This window comes from Mesorhizobium sp. AR02 (genome assembly GCF_024746835.1).
GTDB lineage: Bacteria > Pseudomonadota > Alphaproteobacteria > Rhizobiales > Rhizobiaceae > Mesorhizobium.
On the sequence record NZ_CP080530.1, the window covers coordinates 641,461 to 659,025 of the forward strand.

General features: G+C 60.0%; 12 protein-coding genes and 2 pseudogenes. 7 read left to right on the top strand and 7 right to left on the bottom strand.

Annotated features, from left to right (window positions below; translation table 11 throughout):
- The first annotated feature begins 258 nt into the window (after window positions 1–258).
- The gene (locus DBIPINDM_RS02935; protein WP_258580691.1) at window positions 259–447 is read left to right on the top strand and encodes a hypothetical protein; all 189 of its coding nucleotides are present in this window, start codon (window positions 259–261) and stop codon (window positions 445–447) included.
- Entirely contained in the window at window positions 434–2,503 is a 2,070-nt protein-coding gene (locus DBIPINDM_RS02940; protein WP_258580692.1) for a recombinase family protein, read from the top strand. The genes DBIPINDM_RS02935 and DBIPINDM_RS02940 overlap by 14 nt, the downstream gene beginning before the upstream one ends.
- A 23-nt stretch (window positions 2,504–2,526) precedes the next feature.
- Here DBIPINDM_RS02940 and tnpC read toward each other — a convergent pair.
- From tnpC to DBIPINDM_RS02965, 5 genes and pseudogenes are all read right to left on the bottom strand, one after another.
- Window positions 2,527–3,891, bottom strand: a pseudogene (gene tnpC / locus DBIPINDM_RS02945) (IS66 family transposase); the annotation flags it as partial.
- A gap of 54 nt (window positions 3,892–3,945) precedes the next feature.
- Entirely contained in the window at window positions 3,946–4,299 is a 354-nt protein-coding gene (gene tnpB, locus DBIPINDM_RS02950; protein ID WP_258580693.1) for an IS66 family insertion sequence element accessory protein TnpB, read from the bottom strand.
- Window positions 4,280–4,744, bottom strand: a complete 465-nt coding sequence (gene tnpA, locus DBIPINDM_RS02955; protein WP_258581239.1) for an IS66-like element accessory protein TnpA — start codon at window positions 4,742–4,744, stop codon at window positions 4,280–4,282. The genes tnpB and tnpA overlap by 20 nt, the downstream gene beginning before the upstream one ends.
- 48 nt (window positions 4,745–4,792) lie before the next feature.
- On the bottom strand, window positions 4,793–6,268 hold the full coding sequence (locus DBIPINDM_RS02960; protein ID WP_258580694.1) for an AAA family ATPase: 1,476 nt from the start codon (window positions 6,266–6,268) through the stop codon (window positions 4,793–4,795).
- Window positions 6,269–6,344: 76 nt separating this feature from the next.
- Entirely contained in the window at window positions 6,345–7,199 is an 855-nt protein-coding gene (locus DBIPINDM_RS02965; protein WP_258580695.1) for an ATP-binding protein, read from the bottom strand.
- A gap of 287 nt (window positions 7,200–7,486) precedes the next feature.
- On the opposite strand from DBIPINDM_RS02965, the gene DBIPINDM_RS02970 reads away from it, so the two are divergent.
- The 4 genes and pseudogenes from DBIPINDM_RS02970 to DBIPINDM_RS02985 all read left to right on the top strand — a co-directional run.
- Window positions 7,487–8,746, top strand: coding sequence for a metallophosphoesterase family protein (locus DBIPINDM_RS02970; protein WP_258580696.1), 1,260 nt, complete (start codon window positions 7,487–7,489; stop codon window positions 8,744–8,746).
- Complete coding sequence (locus tag DBIPINDM_RS02975) at window positions 8,743–12,210, top strand: ATP-binding protein (protein ID WP_258580697.1); 3,468 nt, start codon at window positions 8,743–8,745, stop codon at window positions 12,208–12,210. Before DBIPINDM_RS02970 ends, DBIPINDM_RS02975 begins: the two co-directional genes overlap by 4 nt.
- 150 nt (window positions 12,211–12,360) lie before the next feature.
- A complete protein-coding gene (locus DBIPINDM_RS02980) occupies window positions 12,361–13,023 on the top strand; it encodes a DUF6088 family protein (protein WP_258580698.1) in 663 nt (220 codons plus the stop codon).
- A pseudogene (locus tag DBIPINDM_RS02985) lies at window positions 13,020–13,259 on the top strand (nucleotidyl transferase AbiEii/AbiGii toxin family protein); the annotation flags it as partial. The gene DBIPINDM_RS02980 and the pseudogene DBIPINDM_RS02985, both read left to right, overlap by 4 nt.
- A 190-nt stretch (window positions 13,260–13,449) precedes the next feature.
- Here the strand turns inward: DBIPINDM_RS02985 and DBIPINDM_RS02990 are convergent.
- Together DBIPINDM_RS02990 and DBIPINDM_RS02995 are read right to left on the bottom strand one after the other, a co-directional pair.
- On the bottom strand, window positions 13,450–14,385 hold the full coding sequence (locus DBIPINDM_RS02990; RefSeq protein ID WP_258580699.1) for an IS5 family transposase: 936 nt from the start codon (window positions 14,383–14,385) through the stop codon (window positions 13,450–13,452).
- Between the two features lie 30 nt (window positions 14,386–14,415).
- On the bottom strand, window positions 14,416–16,047 hold the full coding sequence (locus DBIPINDM_RS02995; RefSeq protein WP_416361677.1) for an IS66 family transposase: 1,632 nt from the start codon (window positions 16,045–16,047) through the stop codon (window positions 14,416–14,418).
- Between the two features lie 731 nt (window positions 16,048–16,778).
- Here DBIPINDM_RS02995 and DBIPINDM_RS03000 point away from each other — a divergent pair.
- Window positions 16,779–17,405 (top strand): reverse transcriptase domain-containing protein, encoded by a 627-nt coding sequence (locus DBIPINDM_RS03000; RefSeq protein WP_258580700.1) that lies wholly within the window; start codon window positions 16,779–16,781, stop codon window positions 17,403–17,405.
- Window positions 17,406–17,565: the final 160 nt, after the last annotated feature.

Consider the following 17,565-nt stretch of genomic DNA (forward strand, 5'->3'; position numbering starts at 1 on the left):
ATCCATATTACGGCGGCCGATTCCGGCATGAAGGTCGGGAGGATCGGGCTAACGGTTCGATCATTCGGGTCGAGATTAGGCCGGGTGAGATCATTCAGGTCGCAGAGTGGATGCTGGATCGGGCGTTTTGCGCCAACATGGAGATGGGCGAACCGCGCGTTGCGGTGATTGGACTTGTAGAGCTTCATAGACTGCTTACCGAGCGCGGTTTCAGGCAGACTTCGACGGATGGACTCACGGCCATCCAGGAGGCGCGCCATGAAGGCTTTACCACCACCACCCTCGACATTACCGGTGCTGACCCAGCAGCTGAGCATGCCGCTCGATACGCCGCAGATGCGAGGCCTGAGCGACCCGGAACGAAGCGTTGTTGTCGCCGTGCTGGCGACCCTCCTGATGGCCGCGGCCGGCGTCGCGACGAAGGAGACGAGCGATGACGGGCAATGATCTCCTTCCAGCGACGGTGCTGAAGCGCAAAGCTGTGGTCTACGTTCGACAGTCGACCCCCGGTCAGGTCCAGAACAACCTGGAAAGCCAGCGGCGACAATATGAACTTGTGGATGTTGCGCGCCGCTGGGGATTCCATGATGTCGAGGTGATCGACGATGACCTTGGTCGGACCGCCAGCGGCGCTGTCGACCGCCCTGGTTTCGAGCGACTGGTGAGCGGCCTGTGCACAGGCAAAGTTGGCGCAGTGCTCTGCCTCGACGCATCGCGCCTTTCCCGTAACGGCCGGGATTGGCACCACCTCCTGGAACTGTGCGGCCTGGTTGAAGCGCGCGTCATAGATCTCGACGGGGTGTACGATCCTTGTCGGCCTAACGATCGATTGTTGTTGGGTATGAAGGGCAGCATCAGCGAGTTTGAGCTCGGCATATTGCGAACGCGCATGCTTGACGCGGCTCGCGCCAAAGCGCGGCGGGGGGAACTGCGCCTCAGTGTTCCGATCGGCTATATCTGGCATCGTGAATACGGTCTGGGGCTTGATCCTGATCTTCGGGTACAGCAGGCGATCCGCCTCATCTTTTCGCGCTTCCGCGAGCTTGGCAGCGCCCGCCAGGTGCTGATTTCGCTGACGGCTGATAATTTCCATTTTCCCCGCCCTTCTGACGGGCGCAAAACGGTGTCCTTCGACTGGGTGCCGGTTCGCTATCGAAGTGTTATTTCGATCCTGAAGAACCCATTCTACGCCGGGGTCTATGTCTATGGTAAAAGCGAGAAGCGAACGGAGATTGTCGATGGCAGGGCTCGCAAAAGCTACGGCCACAACAAGCCCTTTGGAACGTGGGAAGTGCTGCTCCAGGATCATCATGAAGGTTATATCGATTGGAGTGAGTTTGAGCGGAACCAGAGCCATATCGCCGTCAATGCCTTTGGACAGAAAGGCGGCATCAAGTCGGGTCGTGGCGGCCGTGCGCTGCTTGCGGGCCTGCTCACCTGCGGCCGATGTGGAAGGCGGTTGGGCGTTGTCTATTCGGGCCGGCCTCCGGGTCATCCCTATTACCGCTGCGAACGTATCAACCAGATGCTGGCCAAGCCGCGATGCATGACTTTTGGCGCATCTCGCATCGACCCTGCCATCGGCAAAGAGATATTGAGAGCCGTGACGCCAATGGCGATCGAGGCCGCAATGGAAGCTGATCGTGCGCATCGGGATAATCTGGAAGAACGACACCGTATGGTGGAGCTGGACTTGCAGCAAGCTCGATACGAGGCATCTCTCGCTGAGCGTCGCTATGCCGCTTGCGACCCCGACAACCGGCTGATCGCTGCCCAACTTGAGAAGAGCTGGGAGGCAGCGCTCAGGCGCGTGGAAGCCTGTGAAGCGGGTTTGGCCCAAGCGCGACAAATCGATCTTGTCACCCCAGTTCCCGATTTTGCTGGCATTGCCACCGACCTGGAGGCTGCCTGGCGCGCGCCTGACGTCGATATGCGTTGCCGTCAGCAGCTCCTCCGCACCCTCGTGTCGGATATCATCGCTGACGTCGATGAAGAGCAACGTGAAGTTATTTTGACGATCCACTGGAGGGGTGGCCAGCACTCCCAGCTGCGTATTCGCAAACCCAAAGCTGGCGAACATGGCCAGAGTACTCCGGAGGCCGCCCTTGCCGTCATGCGGTCTATGGCTACCCGCTGGTCCGACGCAAACATTGCCGCCACTCTCAACCGGATGGGAATGCAGACCGGACAAGGCAAAACCTGGACGGCGCGCCGTGTCGGGGCACTGCGCACGGTCCATAAAATCCACGGCTACCGATCCGCCGAAAAGAATGGCGAATGGCTCACGCTGACCGAAGCTGCCAAAAAGCTTGGAGTTACAGCCCATCGTGTCCGTCGACTGATCAAGGAGGGCGTGCTCCCTACCGAGCAGGTTGTTCCGGATGCGCCGCACCAAATACGAGCCACGGACCTGGAAAAGGATCAAGTAACCCAGTTTCCGCGTCACAGGGGCCCGTGTCGCATCAAAATGGAAAACCAAAAGTCCCTGTTTCCGGACGTTTGAGGAGAGGTGCAGTATGAATCGGTCGTTGCAAAGATTCTGATATCGCGTTCGAGGAGGTTGTTGTCGATCGGCATCCTGCCGTCTTCTGTGTATCGCGTCAGGTACTCCCACTGGTTCAGAGTGTAGGACACGGCGTCGCCGATCTTGCTATCGGGCAAGACCTTCGGCGCGATGTCGTCGAGCCATGTCTTGAGAGCATTGAGGATGGGAACGCTGTGTTGCTGGCGAAAGCGGCGAATGCAATCGGCTTGTGTTTCGCCCTTGTCCGGCTTTTCGTTCCGAACTTGGCCTTCAACCCGGTAGAGCTGCTCGAAGAACTTGAACGCCTGCTCCGGCGGACCGCCCCCCTTCTTTCTTGCCTTGAGGGCATCGACGAAGCGACGTCTGGAATGGGCCATGCATCCCACATGGGTGGCCCCTGCCAGCGTGCGCCATGCGGTATAGCCATCGCTCATCAGTATGCCGCGGTAATCGCCGAGGAAGGCCTGCGGATAAATCTGGCCGCGACCCGGTTGATAATCGAGCAGCACGATCGGCTCGTTACTCTCTTCGCCGCTCCGGTATGCCCACATAAATGATGTGCTGGTGGCCTCCCTGTCCTTTTCCTTCAGGACCTGGACGGTGGTCTCGTCGCCATGGATGAGTGCTTGAGACCTGAGCCGCAGCTTCAGTGCGTCATAGATGCGGGAGAGATGCTTCTCGCTCGATCCGATCACCCAATGCCCCAGAGCGCCGCGGCTGACGGGCACGCCGGCTCGCTCGAATGCCTGGCTCAAGCGGTAGAGCGGCGTGCCGTCGACGTACTTGTGAACAAGAGCAAATGCCAGTGTCGAGGCCGTGGCGATGCTGCCCGGCAAGGGCTGCGCGGGCATCGGCGCGATCACGACCGGCGTATTGATGCCGGTACGGTCGCAATGGCGGCAGGCATACTTGAAGCGCACATTCTGCAGGACCTTCGCCTTCACCTCGATATGAAGCTGCTCGGTAATGGCCTCGCCCATGTGGTGCATCCGGTGACGACAGCAAGGACAGGCCTTCTGATCTTCGGGAAGGTCATACTCGACGCGCTCGCGCGGCAGGTGTTCCGGCAGGGCCTTGCGGCCACGCTTCTTTCCCTCCGGCTTTTCGGTGGACGGAAAGCCGGTGTCCGGCAGGTCGACCACATTGCCATCTTCGCTGCCGGCGTCGTCTTCATCGGCAACCTGTTCGGCTTCATTGAAAAGGCGATCAACGTGCTTTTCGCTCTTGGGCGCAAAACGATGTGAGCGCGCCAGCGCCAACTCTTCCTCGAGCTTAACCACGCGTTCTGCGAGCTGACGGTTCTCCGCCTGCAGCACAGCAATGCGCGCCATCAACTCCTCAACAGTCGGTTCGCCAGGTCGATTCATCGTAGTTTTGAATCTGAACCGCACCGACGCGTCAACCGCACAATTCGGGAGCCGTCAGCCCGCAACCTGATATTGCCGCACCGGATGGCGCACCATTGCATCGATGTCGATGCCGTCGAGAATCCAATGGAGCTGCTCGGTCGTCAGCGTAACCACCGCCGTCTCCCGGCGTGGCCATCGGAACCTGTCTTCGGTCAGCCGCTTCAGAACCAGCACGAAGCCGGACCGGTCGAAGAACAAGAGTTTCATCCGGTCGCGGCGGCGATTGCAAAATGCAAAGACCGCAGGCGCAAATGGGTCAAGCTCCATCACCTCCTGAACCAGGACCGCAAGGCTGTTGATGCCGGCCCTAAAATCGATCGGCTCGCGGTGCAGGTAGACGTTGAGATCAGCGCCCAGTCTGAACATGGCCCAGAGCTCCAATGATCGCCGTCAACGCGTCTACATCACCGCATTCCAGCACCAGCTTCACGCCGTTCGGCAAAGACGCGCTCACCTTGGCTGGGAGTGGCAATGAGCCCATGCTTTCCGACTTCGACAGCCGCTCTTCACCACGCGCAGCAGGCCTGTCCACCGAATTGCTCTGCATAGGCAGGCTGTGGTCCGCAGCGGTGACTTGAACTGGAATGAACGCAGACGGTGCAGGTGGCGGCAAAGCACCGGCGTCTTTGGTCGTCTTTATCCATTTCCGAAGAAGGTTGGCATTGATCCCATATTCAAGCGCAAGTCGCGATACCGACACGCCAGGCTCAAGGCAGGCCGCAACTAGCCGCTCTTTCGACGCCGGGTCGTACCGCCGGCGGCCGTTGCGCAAAATCCGCCTCACCAGCAGTTTCTGTTCATCGTCCTCAATCACTTGGTGTCCACCTCCGTTAAGTGGACACTTCATGCCAAAACACGCTCAATGGAAAAAGGTGCGGAGAAATTCGCGCTTACGCTTGAGCAACAGGTGTGGCACCACCTCCTCGATTGTGCGCCGTAGCTGGTTGGCGCCCTTGCGCACCAGATCTACCCGAGCCGAGCCGAGCCGCTGTTGCGCTTGGGCCAACGTTTCTTCCGCCAGCTTGGTTTTGAGATACTGGGGCGTGGAAATCGGGGCGTCGTTAAGACTGACGAATCCAGGCTTGTCGTTGATGCCTCTTTGAACCCAGTGCATCATTGGTTCGATCTGGGCTTTTTCTGCTGCGCCGCAAATCTTGGTGAAGAACAAGAGATCGTGTGTGAATATGATAACCTGCCGGCTCTTGGCCTCCTCTACCAGCCGGCCAGCGATACGTTCCTTGCGCTGATGGTCCTGGGAGTTGACCGGATCATCAAAAATTAGCCCGGCATTGAGCTCATTGAGAGCGGCCTCGGTCAGAAAGTCTGCCAAGGCAACGGCCCTTTGCTCACCCTCACTCAGGATTTGATCCAAAGCGAATTCCTTGATGGCAAGCGAGCGGATCGTCTGCCCCTTCTGGCCTTTGGTGCGAAACTCAACCGGGATGGCACATTCGAGTCCGGAGCATTCCTGTCCGAGTCGCGATCTGTAGGTTTCTGCAATGACCCTTGAAAACAGTTCCCCCTCTTTCTCGGTGAGGCGGCGGGGGCTCAAAGCCGGCTTGGCCTTAGAGTCAGCGACCTCACACCATTTGAGATCCGCTACGTATTTTTCGATGTCATCGAGATTCTTGCTTAGAACTTCGCGATGACGAAGCTCCACCCTCTCGGCGTCGAGCTTGGCGATGGCATCCGCGACACTGAGAAGCTTCAAATCTGCTATATCCGCGTCAATCTTTGTAATCACAGCCTCAAATGCTGGCGTCAAATCCATGGTGCCGTCGCCTGGAAATGTCTCTCCGGCCTTTTGCAAGGCTACAACGACGGCATCCCGGTCGAGCTTGAGGATGGCAAGGAGCTGAATAATCTGCTCATTGAGCGAGGGGTGCGCAGTCTTGAGATATGTTCGCGCAATGGTGTCTTCGCCGAAAATATCGAGGGTTAGGCTCTCGAAACCTTTGATCTTGGCCTTGATCTGGTTGTCCAAGGCCACCAGCGCCGTCCGGTCCGTACTGGTGAGGAATTCCCAATATCGCTCGAAAAGTTCAACGGCCTGGTCGCCTAACGGCTGCTGGCAAAGCAAACAACTGTCACCGTCGTTTGGATAATGACCGTGTTCAAGGGCAGCCGACTTGTAAGCGGCTGTAATGAGTTTTTCCCATTCCGGCCCACCGGCACCCTTCAACTTTTCCGACTTGAACGATGCCGTACCGGTTGCCGCTACCTTCCTGGCGGTGTCGTTGAATTCCGCAAGTAGGCTTTTCGCCCCATCCCGCTCAGTCTGCGATAGACCCGCGCGCAGCTGCTTTAAGGTGTCACGCAGAACCTCGACTGGCATACGCGCTTCCGTGAGCCGTCGAATGCTCTCCTCCGGCGAGGTGGACTGCAATTCCAAGGTTAAACGCTGGATTTCCTCAACTCGGGCATGTTCGTCCTTGCCATACTCGGCTAGCTTCCGTAGAGCCGCCAGGTCGGTTTTTTGGCCCCAGTGCAGCAACAGCCGCGGAAGCGGCCGTTACGTTTCCGATGAAAGCGTTTACGAAGCGATTTTGCTTTGGTCGCGCGTCGATGGCGGCGGCCAGCTTCTGAGCCAACAGACCATACACCCTCGCCATCTCGGGAAATACGTCAAAACCTGCCGGCTTGAAGCCAAGAGGTCCCGAGTCTGTCAAATGCTTTCCCGCCACCGAACTGTCGAAAACCGCAAAAGACCTCTTTAGCTCGGCATGCTCCATCGTTCCATCGAAGACGAGTGGGATTTCGTTGCCAGCGTGATCGACCAAGACAATGGTAGCCGAGGCTTTTCTTGGAGCGGTATCGTCATAAATGTCGGGAATGATCGCGTGCCGAGTTCTGCTGAAACACACATTCGTCAGGATGCGTGCAAAGCCGCTTTTTCCAGCACCATTTCCACCATAGATGAGCGTCAGCTGGGGCGAAAAAACCAGCTCCGCAGATGGGGTCAGCGCATTTACGCCGCTGACGTCATGAATTCGCAAGAGCCGGGGTTTTTGCGAGGCGAGCCCGCTCGCTTTGCCGGTTATTGTTGCTGGAATCTCTAGCTTAGGACTTGGTTCGTGCGCCAACCCAAATCCATGCAGGAACACACCGTAGACCTGTTTGATCTGCTCAGCAGTAAGAACGCCATAGCGCACCGCCCAAGCAAGTGTCAGCTTTTGCCAGGGCGAGAAATCCTTCGCCCAAATCTCCAACTCATCCCAAACCGTCACCCGAGAGGGCGGTGACGCGTGCACGTCCTGAACTGTCAATTTGTCTCCCCCGATCAGCCGTCATTCCGATAAGTAATCGGGTACAAAGTCAATCTCCAACGAAACAAGCGGTACTATTTCTTGTGTCCAACACTTGATTGCCCAGTACATGCGACTGTGGTTTTTTGTGACGCCCTGAACCCCACCTCACGTTTCCCCCTTGCCGGGCTCGGCTGAGTTTCAACAATCACACCGTCCAACGCGATAGAAAGCCAACACCGCTGCTATGAAATTCTTCTATCGAGCCTCGGTCGAACACCGGTATGTTCGCGGCCGGAGACCGCTCAATGGCATTTCGATTCGTACACACGGCCGACATCCATCTCGACTCGCCGCTGCGTTCGCTGGCGATGCGAAACCCCGACCTTGCCGAACTTGTCGGAGACGCCAGCCGTCAGGCATTCATCTCCGCAGTTGACCTCTGCCTTGCGGAACGTGTCGATGCCCTGGTCATTGCCGGCGATCTCTATGATGGCGACCAGACGTCGATGAAAACGGCGCGGTTTCTGGCGTCACAGATGACACGACTTCACCAGGCCGGCATCAGGGTTTTCAAGATCCGTGGCAATCATGACGCAATGTCGCGGATATCGAAACAGCTCGTGTTCCCGGACACGGTCACGATCTTCGGCGGCCGTCCCCAGTCAGCGCTGCAGACAGCCGGTGGGCTTGACGTCATGTTCCACGGCTTGAGCTTCGCGAGCCCAAAGGCGCCGGACAGTCTGCTTCCCAAGTATTCAGCTCCGCGTGAAGGCGCGGTCAATGTCGGCATCATGCATACGAGCCTGGCCGGATCGCCCGGCCACGACGTCTACGCGCCCTGCAACGTCGCCGACCTGCACAGTCATGGCTTCGAGTACTGGGCGCTCGGGCACATCCATGTCCGCCAAGTCCATCCTGGGGCGAGCACCGTGGTGATGCCAGGAATTCCGCAGGGCAGGGACATCAACGAGGCCGGAGAGAAATCCGTCACCCTGGTGACGATACGAGACGACCGCACCATCGAGATCGAGGAAAGGCTGACCAGTATCGCGCAATTCGAGCGGGTGAGCGTCAACCTGACCGAAACGGTGGAATGGTCCGAAGTCGTCGGGCGTGTCCGATCCGCGCTCGAAGCTATCCGGGCCTCCGTCAGATCCCGCCATGCCGTGGTACGCCTCAGTCTGACCGGCATGTCGCCTTCGTCGTGGGCACTGATCCGCGACCGGGATCTGCTGCTCGCGGAAGCTGAGCAGGTCGCGGAACAGGTAGGCGAAACCTGGGTGGAGAAGCTCGAACTTAACGTCTCGCCACCCGCAGCCGAGACATCTGAGGGCGTCGCTGATCCGATTTTCGAACTCGCTCAATCCATGCGTGCCGATGCCAGATCGGAAGCTTTTCGTGCCGAGGCGAGGGCGTTGGTACAGAAGATGATCGCGGATCTTCCGCCTGACGGGCGCGATTTCGCCGGCAAGGACGAGGCTGAGCTGGAGTTGTTCCTCGACAGGGTGCTTGCCAACGGCGCCGACCTGGTCACCGCCCGCCTCAAGGCCGGTGGATCACAATGAGGCTCCGGCGACTTGATCTCATCCGTTATGGCAAGTTCACCGACAGGACGATCGACCTCGGGCCGAAGCCGCAATCGGGTCCCGACCTGCATATCGTCTTCGGCCTGAACGAAGCCGGGAAGTCGACCGCGCTCGCCGGCTATCTCGACCTGCTGTTCGGCATCGAGGAACGCAGCCGCTACAATTTCCTGCACGAGTATAGCGCGATGCGCATCGGCGGGGTGCTTGAACTCGGCGGCGCGGAGCACACCTTCACACGCACGAAACAGCGCACCAACTCATTGTTGAACGAGACTGGGCAACCGGTCAGCGAAATGGCGATATCGGCACATCTGGCCGGCCTGTCTCGCGACGCATACGAGACCATGTTCTCGTTGGACGACGAAACGCTGGAAGCAGGTGGAAAATCAATCCTGGAATCGCGCGGCGACCTAGGCAAGCTGCTGTTCACGGCCAGCGCCGGCCTCGGGCACGCAAGCGATACATTGAGCGTGCTCGAGGCCGAAGCGGACAGGCTCTATCGCAAACAGGCACACGGAACCGAACTTGCGCTGCTCAAGAAGCGGCTTGCGGAACTGAAGGCCAGTAAGGACGCGGTCGACACCTTGGCGTCGACTTATGAGAGCCTTGAAGCCGAGCGTCTCGACGCGACCGAAAAATACGACCGCAGCATCGCCGAACGGTCGGTGCTGTCGGCCAGGCTCGATACCATCGCGAAGTATCTTCGCGCGATCCCGACCCTTGCCGATATCCGACGCAAGCAAGCGCAATTGGCCAAGTTGCCCGAGATCGCTTCACCGTCACGGACCTGGACCGGCAGTGTGGCCGACATGATCGAGGCCGACGCCAGCCTGAGAACGCGGCTGTCCGCGAGTGTGGAAGAACTCGAACGGGTAACGACGAAGATCGCCTCAGTCGACGTGGACGCGGTGATCCTTGCGATTTCCGAACGGGTTCGCGGCCTGGCCGACCGCAAGGTGCGCCACGTCTCGGCCGGCCTGGACCTGCCAAGCCGCAGGACGGAGCTGCAAATCCTCGGGAATGCCGTGGCGACCTGCCTTGCCGCACTGGGAAGGTCCTCCGAGCCTGACCCTGCCAAATTGCTCTTGCCTGCTGCAACCATTGGCGCTGTGCGCACCATGGTCGAGCAGCGATCCGGGATTGTTACAAGCGTGCGCGTTGCGCGCGAGGAGGCCGCGGCTGCTGCTGATGCGCTCCCGGCGGCACGCGAACGTGTCGGCGAAGAACGGGCCGTGCCCGAGCCTGCCAGGGCAAGGCTGGTCTCGGCGTTATCGACGGCAAGGGCCAGTGGGCACCTAAGCGAAACCAAGGCGGCACGCGAGACCGCGGATGCGGGTGCAATTCGATGGGAGGCCGCGATCGGGCGCTTGCATCCCTGGTCGGGAGATGCTCGGGCACTGGCCCGGATCGCCATTCCTAATGCTGCGCAGCTTGGCGCATGGAAGGCGCTGGCTGCGGTGCTGGGGAAGGGCAGGGGCGTCCTTTCCGATCGTCTTGCCGAGCACCAGGGCAATCACGACTTGCTTTCGGCGCGGCTGGAAGCCCTTCGTGCCTCTGTCGATGTCACCGACGATGATGCGGCCGACGTCATTCGGCGTGCCCGCGACGAGACCTGGGCAAGGCATCGCAATGACCTGACTGGCGAAACGGCGGATGATTTCGCGGCAGCAATGGCCCGAGACGACAGTGTCGGAGCAGGCCGCTTGGCCAACGCCCGGGAACTGGTCGAGATTCGCAGTACAAAACGCAACCTCGCAGAAACCGCGGCCACCACCGCGCATGCGGGTGATCAACTTGCCCGCAACGGCTCAGATCGGGAGGCTTTGCTCTTGGAAATACGCACGGCCGCCAGAGAGCTGCTCGGACCGTGCCAGGAAACATCCCCCGAACAGCTGATCGAACTGATCGAGGACCGCATCGATGCCCGCATCGATGCGCTCGCGGCCTGGGAGGAGATCGAGCTTTCGCGCAAGAAAGCCGAGCGGGCGGTTGATGAGGAAGGGCGAATACGCCTGGAGTTGAACGGTGCTCTGGCGAGCGTCGGCGTCGGTTCCGATCCTGGTGACAGCCTGGAGACGGTCATGGCCGTGGCAGAGCTGTTCCTTGAGAGACAATTCAAGGTGGACGCTGAGCGCACCGAAGCGCTCAAGACCGTTGGCACAAGGCAAGAGGATCTGGCCGCCAGGCGCCGCGCCATCGAGGTCGCGGAGCGGCGTGAGGATGAATGGGAGGCTGGCGTTGCCGAAGCGCTCAAGGGCACCTGGCTTGAGAACGGCGTCTCGGCGCCCGGCATCGGCGGCGTCCTCGATCAATTGGCTGAACTGTCCAAATGTCTTCAGGACCGGGAGGCCATGCAGCTGCGTGTCGACAAGATGGAGGCCGACAGGGAGAGTTTCCTCGTTGAGGTTACCGCCGTCGCTTCCGAAGCGGGCGAGGCGGCCGACGACGAACCCGAACAGCTGGCCATTCGGCTTGCCGAGCGCCTGGAGCGCGCCGAACGCATGCGCGAGGCCAAGGCAAGCCTCGTCAATGACCTGCGGCGCCTGCAGGATGGTCGTGAACTCCTCGATGCTGAGATTTCCGCACATGAGCGCGGCAAGAACGAGATCCTGAGCGTCTTTGGCGTGGCCACCTTGTCCGAAGTCGTCGAGCGCGACCAGCTGCTGCGCGACAGGGACCGGCTGCGCGTTGCGGTCGCCGAACTTGAGGAGCAGGTTTCTGCCGAGCTCGCGGTGGAAGGGTTCGAGCAGGCGCGTTCGATACTGGATGCTGTCGATCTCGACAGCCTCGCAGTCGAGGAGGCTGAAGCCGAGCAACGGCTTCGCGCTTCTGACGAGGCGATACAGCACCAGCTCATTCGACAGACGCGCGCGACCGACAAGCTGGACGCTATTGGCGGTGACAGCGCTGTTGCCCGCATAGATGCCGAACGGCGCACCGTCCTTCTGGAAATCGAGGAAAAGGCCGTCCGCTATATCGAGCTGAAATTGGGAATAATGTCGGCTGGAAATGCTCTGCGTCTCTACCGCGAGCGTCACCGCTCCGGGATGATGGAGCGCGCATCAGACGCATTCGCCCTCATGACGCGCGGCCAGTACTCCGGCCTGACAACTCAACCTGTGAAGGGTGGGGAAGTGCTCATCGCGTTGCAGCGCGATGGGCAATCCAAGGTAGCCGACGCGCTGTCAAAGGGCGCGCGCTTTCAGCTCTATCTGGCCCTGAGGCTTGCGGGGTACTACGAGTTTGCGCAGTTTCGGCCCTCCGTACCCTTCATCGCAGACGACATCATGGAAACCTTCGACCATGTCCGTTCCGAGGAGGTCTTCAGGTTGTTTGGCGAAATGGCAAGTGCCGGTCAGGTGATCTATCTTACGCATCACCAGCATCTATGTGAGATCGCCAAGGCTGTTGTGCCGAGCGTAGCAATTCACGAACTTGGATAGTAACGGGGGATTGTGTCGTCACCCCATGCTGGTCCGAAATATGTGGACATATTTCGGACACTCGAAGGTTCACATTTGTCCGAAATACGTATACATATTTCGGACATGAGTGGAACTCGATCAGACCTGAAGGCTCTAATCCAGCATCGCATGGCGGCAAGTTCACCCCGCACGGTCTGGACGCCTGCGGATTTTCTTGACCTCGGCAATCGCGATGCGGTGGATAAGGTGCTGCAGCGGATGGTCAAGGCAGCTGAACTGCGGCGGATTGATCGCGGGCTCTACGATCGACCGACATTCAACACCTTGACCCAGCAGAAAAGCCCACCAGACCCACGTGGCGTAATCGACGCCGTGGCGCGGCGCGATCAGATCCGGGTTCTCGTTGACGGCATGACCGCGGCAAATGACCTCGGCCTGACTGACGCAGTGCCGGCCCGCATTGTCGTACACGCCGACGCACGGTTGCGGCCGATTCGCCTTGGCAACCTCGACATCACCTTCCGGCCCACGTCGGCCAGCAAACTCTACTGGGCTGGGCGTCCGGCAATGCGCGTCGTCCAGGCGCTGCATTGGATGCGCGATATGCTAGGCCAAGATGAAGGGAACCGGAAACTGTTCCGGCGCCTGCGCCGACTGCTGAACGATCCCGACCAAGGTGACCGCCTCCGTGCCGACTTGGCCGACGGCCTGCCAACCCTTCCCGCCTGGATGCAAGTTCTGTTGAAGCCCCTACTGCAGGAAGCCGCTGAGGTCTCCCAAGGCCGGCTCCAACCGAGCGGGATTACGCCTCCGAGAATGCCGAGCCAATGAATTCTGCTTACGACCAGGTCCTGAGCGCCGACACCGAGACAAGGGCGGGCCTGTTTACGACAACAGCTCAGCGTCTCAGCTCCACGCCGCAGAATATCGAAAAGGATTTTTGGGTCTGCTGGACCTTGGACGCGCTGTTCAACGGCATGCCAGACGGTAGTCCACGGCTGCTGTTCAAAGGCGGCACTTCCCTTTCCAAGGGATTCGGCCTGATCAGCCGGTTCTCGGAAGACATCGGTGCGCCGTGACGGCGCGGGAGGTGAAGTATGACTTATTATTAGGGAGACCTGTGCGCAGGAAGCATTTAGCGTTGATTTTGTTTGATCTTTTCCGCTTCCGGGGTAAAGGGTCCAAAGATATCAGCGCCGACGTCGTCGGCTGTGTCTTCTGACGCTCTCGTGTGAGCGTCAGTGGTGTTTTTGCCCGCTATCCAGCCATAGCGATGACCTTCAAACTGCGTTTCATATTGTAGGCGATGGCAGTGAGGCGAATTTGAACGCCTGCCTTTGCAAGCCCTCGCCATCGCATCCGGCGAAGGCCGTAGCTTCGTTTCCACGTGCCAAAGATTTTCTCGATCCGGCCACGAATGCGATGGATCGGTTGGTTCCAGGCCTCAAGGCGTGCCAGTGTTTCGGCTTCGTCCCGTCCCCACATGCCGGTGGCGACGATGCGTGGCGTTCCACCCTTGGCACGCACCGCGTCGCCGAAATGATTGCCGCGATAGGCGCTATCGGCAAACACCTGGCCGGGATTGTCAGGCAGAGCATCGGGACCGGCCTTGCCGTCGTTGATGTTGGCGGGTGTGACGGCGATCTCCTCGACCAGAGCTGTATCGGCGTCGGCACCGACATGGGCCTTGAAGCCATGAACCGCTGGTCGGCCCTTATGCTTGACCCAATGGCCCTCTTCGTCATCCTCGCTGGCCGAGGCGATGATCGTCGCATCGACAAGCGTGCCGGTCTTCACCTGAATCGCTTTGGCCTTGAGCTGGCCGGTGATCTCGTCGAACAGCGTCTTGTCCAGACCATGGGCCACAAGAGCCTTTCGAAAACGCACGAAAGCCGTTCGCTCAGGTGTCTGCTCTTGAGCCGAAAACCCGCAGAACCGTCGGAACGATCCTCTGTCGTCCAACGCCTCGGCAAGCTTGACGTCGGACAAGTCGTACCAGATCGACAGCAGCATCGCCTTGAACAACGCCTCTGGCGGCCAGGCAGGCTCGCCCTTCGAAGAGCAGGAAATCACACAAAGGGCCTGATCGATCGGCACCCAGTCAATCAGTCTGGCAAGCGCATCCAAAGACGAATGCTGGCCGCGATCAACGACAAAACCAAACTTTTCCTGACCAATGTGCCGACGTGACATCGCATGTAACCGGGGCAGATTACCGGGCAGTCAGGCTTGAGCGGCTTGCCTAACGAGATCCGGGAGCGGCGGAATCGACTCTTGTGTTGGTATGGCGAGGCGGTCGCCGAGATAGCGGAAGAATGAGACGTCGAGCTTGATGTAGGTCTTCATCAGGCCGAGCAGGACGTCGCGGGCGTTCTTGCCTGCCTCACTGACGGTTCCGCCGGAGATCTTGCGCTTGGTGACGAAGGTGCGGATGTCGTTTTCCGAACCATTGGTGTGGAGTGGGATCTCGGGACGATCGAGAACGCGCAGGAGTTCATGCTTGCGGCGATGCAGCCTGGCAAGAAGCCGGTCGAGCATGACGTAGCCGGTTCGTCGTTTGAACAGGCGCTCGAAGCGGGCGCGCAGGGCCGCCGCGTGGCGCGGACAAGGAGCACGCTGGTAGCTCTTGAGGTCGCGATAGAACCACCAGATCAACTGGCGCATGATGTCGACGGCCTGACGTTGATCCGGGGTCACGGGTATCAATTTGTGGACGAGCCGCTCGGCGTGGACCCAGCACAGAGCATGGTCGCCGATGCGGAACTGGCCGGCATCATCGGATACGACGACGGTATCGGCGAGAAAGCCGTGGTGGCGGATCGCTCCCCACATCGCCCCTTCGGTGGCGATCCTGACTGGGTTGGGCTCAACCGCGAGCTGGTCGAGGCCGAGTGCGGCCAGATGCGCCTGCCATGCGGCGCTGTCGGCAAATGCCTTGTGCGGCGCAGCCGCCAGCCGCGCGATCACCGGACCGGCGAGGTTGCGGCCGCGCATATAGGCCAGGGCCTCTTCATTGATGAAGTAATCGCTGTGCCCGGCACGCAGCGTCGCCAGGAACGCCTCCCGTGACTTCGATCGCCCGGTGCGGAACGCGGTGAAGCGGCGATCGCCGATCTGGGTGGTGTAGCCGTCCTGGTGGGCGTGGCGCGCCGACGTATCATCGACGGTGATCCAGGGCGCCGTAGCCAGCCCGGCGCGCAGCACGTCACGGTCCTCCGCCGCGAAGGCCTCCAGGCCCTCCGAAATCAGCCGCACCACCTGGCGCTTCGAAATGTCGACCCCGATCCCGGTCAACAACGCCGTCAACCGCTCCGTCGTCACCTGGCCTTGAATGTGACAGGCCAGAATGAAGCGGCGCAGGTTCGCGCCCCAGCCGCCGATGATCCCCGCCGGCAAGGGCGCCACCATCGTTTCGCCGGTCGGTGTCACCCAGCGCTCGCGGCGATAGCGCACCACCTCGGCCGACAACGCCAGATCGCGCACCAGGATCGTCTCATACCCCTTGAAGCGAGAGCCCGCAGGAGCGCTCACCGCAACCGTCACCTCGCGGCTCACGCGACCGCCGTCGCGCTTGGCGCCGCGCCGGCGGCGCTTGCCCTTGCCAGATGTCGGCTGCGTCGCCTTCTCCATGCCCGATGGCTTGGTCGGCTTGACCGGGGGACGCGGCGGCAGGTCCTTCAGCCGGGCGATCTCATCCTTCAGGGTCTGGTTCTCGGCGCGTAGCGCCCGGTTCTCGATCTCAAGGCTCTCGACCCGGCCTTGAAGACCGCGCACTTCGCCGATCAGCGCAGAAACCAGCCCGCGGAGTTCCGCGAGCGACAGGCCTTCAAGCGAATCAGTCGGTGGTAGCGTCACGCAAAGGGTGAATCACGAAAGCACGCGCCTGCAAACCCCCACCGCCCGGTAATCTGCCCCGGTTACACATCGCATCCCCCAATCCATTGTACTGATTGAGAGAATCACACATCAACACGCCAGTCTAGACACCCGCGCACAGGTCTCATTAGGTATCACCTCCCAAACTTGCTGATTTTCGACCGGCGGCTGTAACGCCGCCCCTCTACAGAGAACAGTAGATGGAAGGGGGCCGCAAAGCTCGACCGGGTGTCGCCGGTTGGGTGTCATAAGCAGAGCGGCCTTAACTGTACCGGATGCGCCCATCGAGCGCAGGTCGGGCTACCGCAGTGCCCATGGTGAGATAACGAAGTGAGCGTTGGAAGCCTCTATATCCGAGACCGTCTCCAAATCGCGCGATGGCGTGGGAGGCAATATAATGCGAACAGAACTGGCGCGGCTCAATGTTCCTCGCTGGTGAATGCGAACATAGCATTCGAGATGGGAGTGGTTCTCCTTGGCCCATCTCCCGCATCGCAAGGGGTATAGCTCACCGCCTAACGGCACAAAGGTTGAAGATCGGAACACGGGAACTCAGCTCGCCTGCCCAGATCGGAACTGGGCTAGCCGCGACGACCGGAGAAGGACGAGTCTGAGGGCGGAGCTTTCGTAGTAGTCGGAGCATGGGAAAGCCATGCACATGGCGAAGGGAAGCAGGAAGACGATAGACTTGTATGACGGAGAAATGATCCATGGACATGGATCGTCAAGCTGACGAGGCTTGGATACTCAGCGTTCAACGCAAACTCTATCAGTGGAGTCAGGCAAATCCTGACGACAAATGGCGGGACATGTGGGGTTGGTTAACCGACATCCGCACGATCCGCTGTGCTTGGCGGCGCGTGGCCTCTAATCGAGGCGTGCGCACCGCTGGGGTCGACGGGATGACCGTAGGGCGGATCCGCGCCAAATGTGGTGAAGAGCGCTTTCTGGAAGGATTGCAGGTTGAGTTGCGTCTCGGCGCATATCGGCCCAGCCCTTCGAAGCGCATCCTTATCCCAAAGGCCGGAAAACCAGGACAATACCGACCCCTGGGCATTCCTACGATCAAGGACCGCGTCGTACAGGGCGCGGCCAAACTCTTGTTGGAGCCTATCTTCGAAGCGCAGTTTTGGCATGTTTCCTATGGGTTTCGCCCCGGAAGGAGCAGCCATGGCGCTTTGGAGTACCTCCGCCGAGCCACCCTGCCGTTTAAACGCGATCAGGACAATCGACGGAGCCGGTTGCCGTACCCATGGGTTATCGAAGGCGACATCAAAAGCTGTTTCGACCAAATCTCGCACCACCACTTGATGAATCGGTTGCGCTCTCGCGTATGACCGTCGGGTGACGCGGCTGGTCGGGCGGTTCTTGAAGGCCGGCGTACTGGCAGAGGATCAGTTCCTCCGTACAGACAATGGCACGCCTCAAGGCGGAATCATCACTCCCTGAACGCAAAAGGTAACTTTGAGTTTGACCGGTCGATTTCGCTCGATCGTT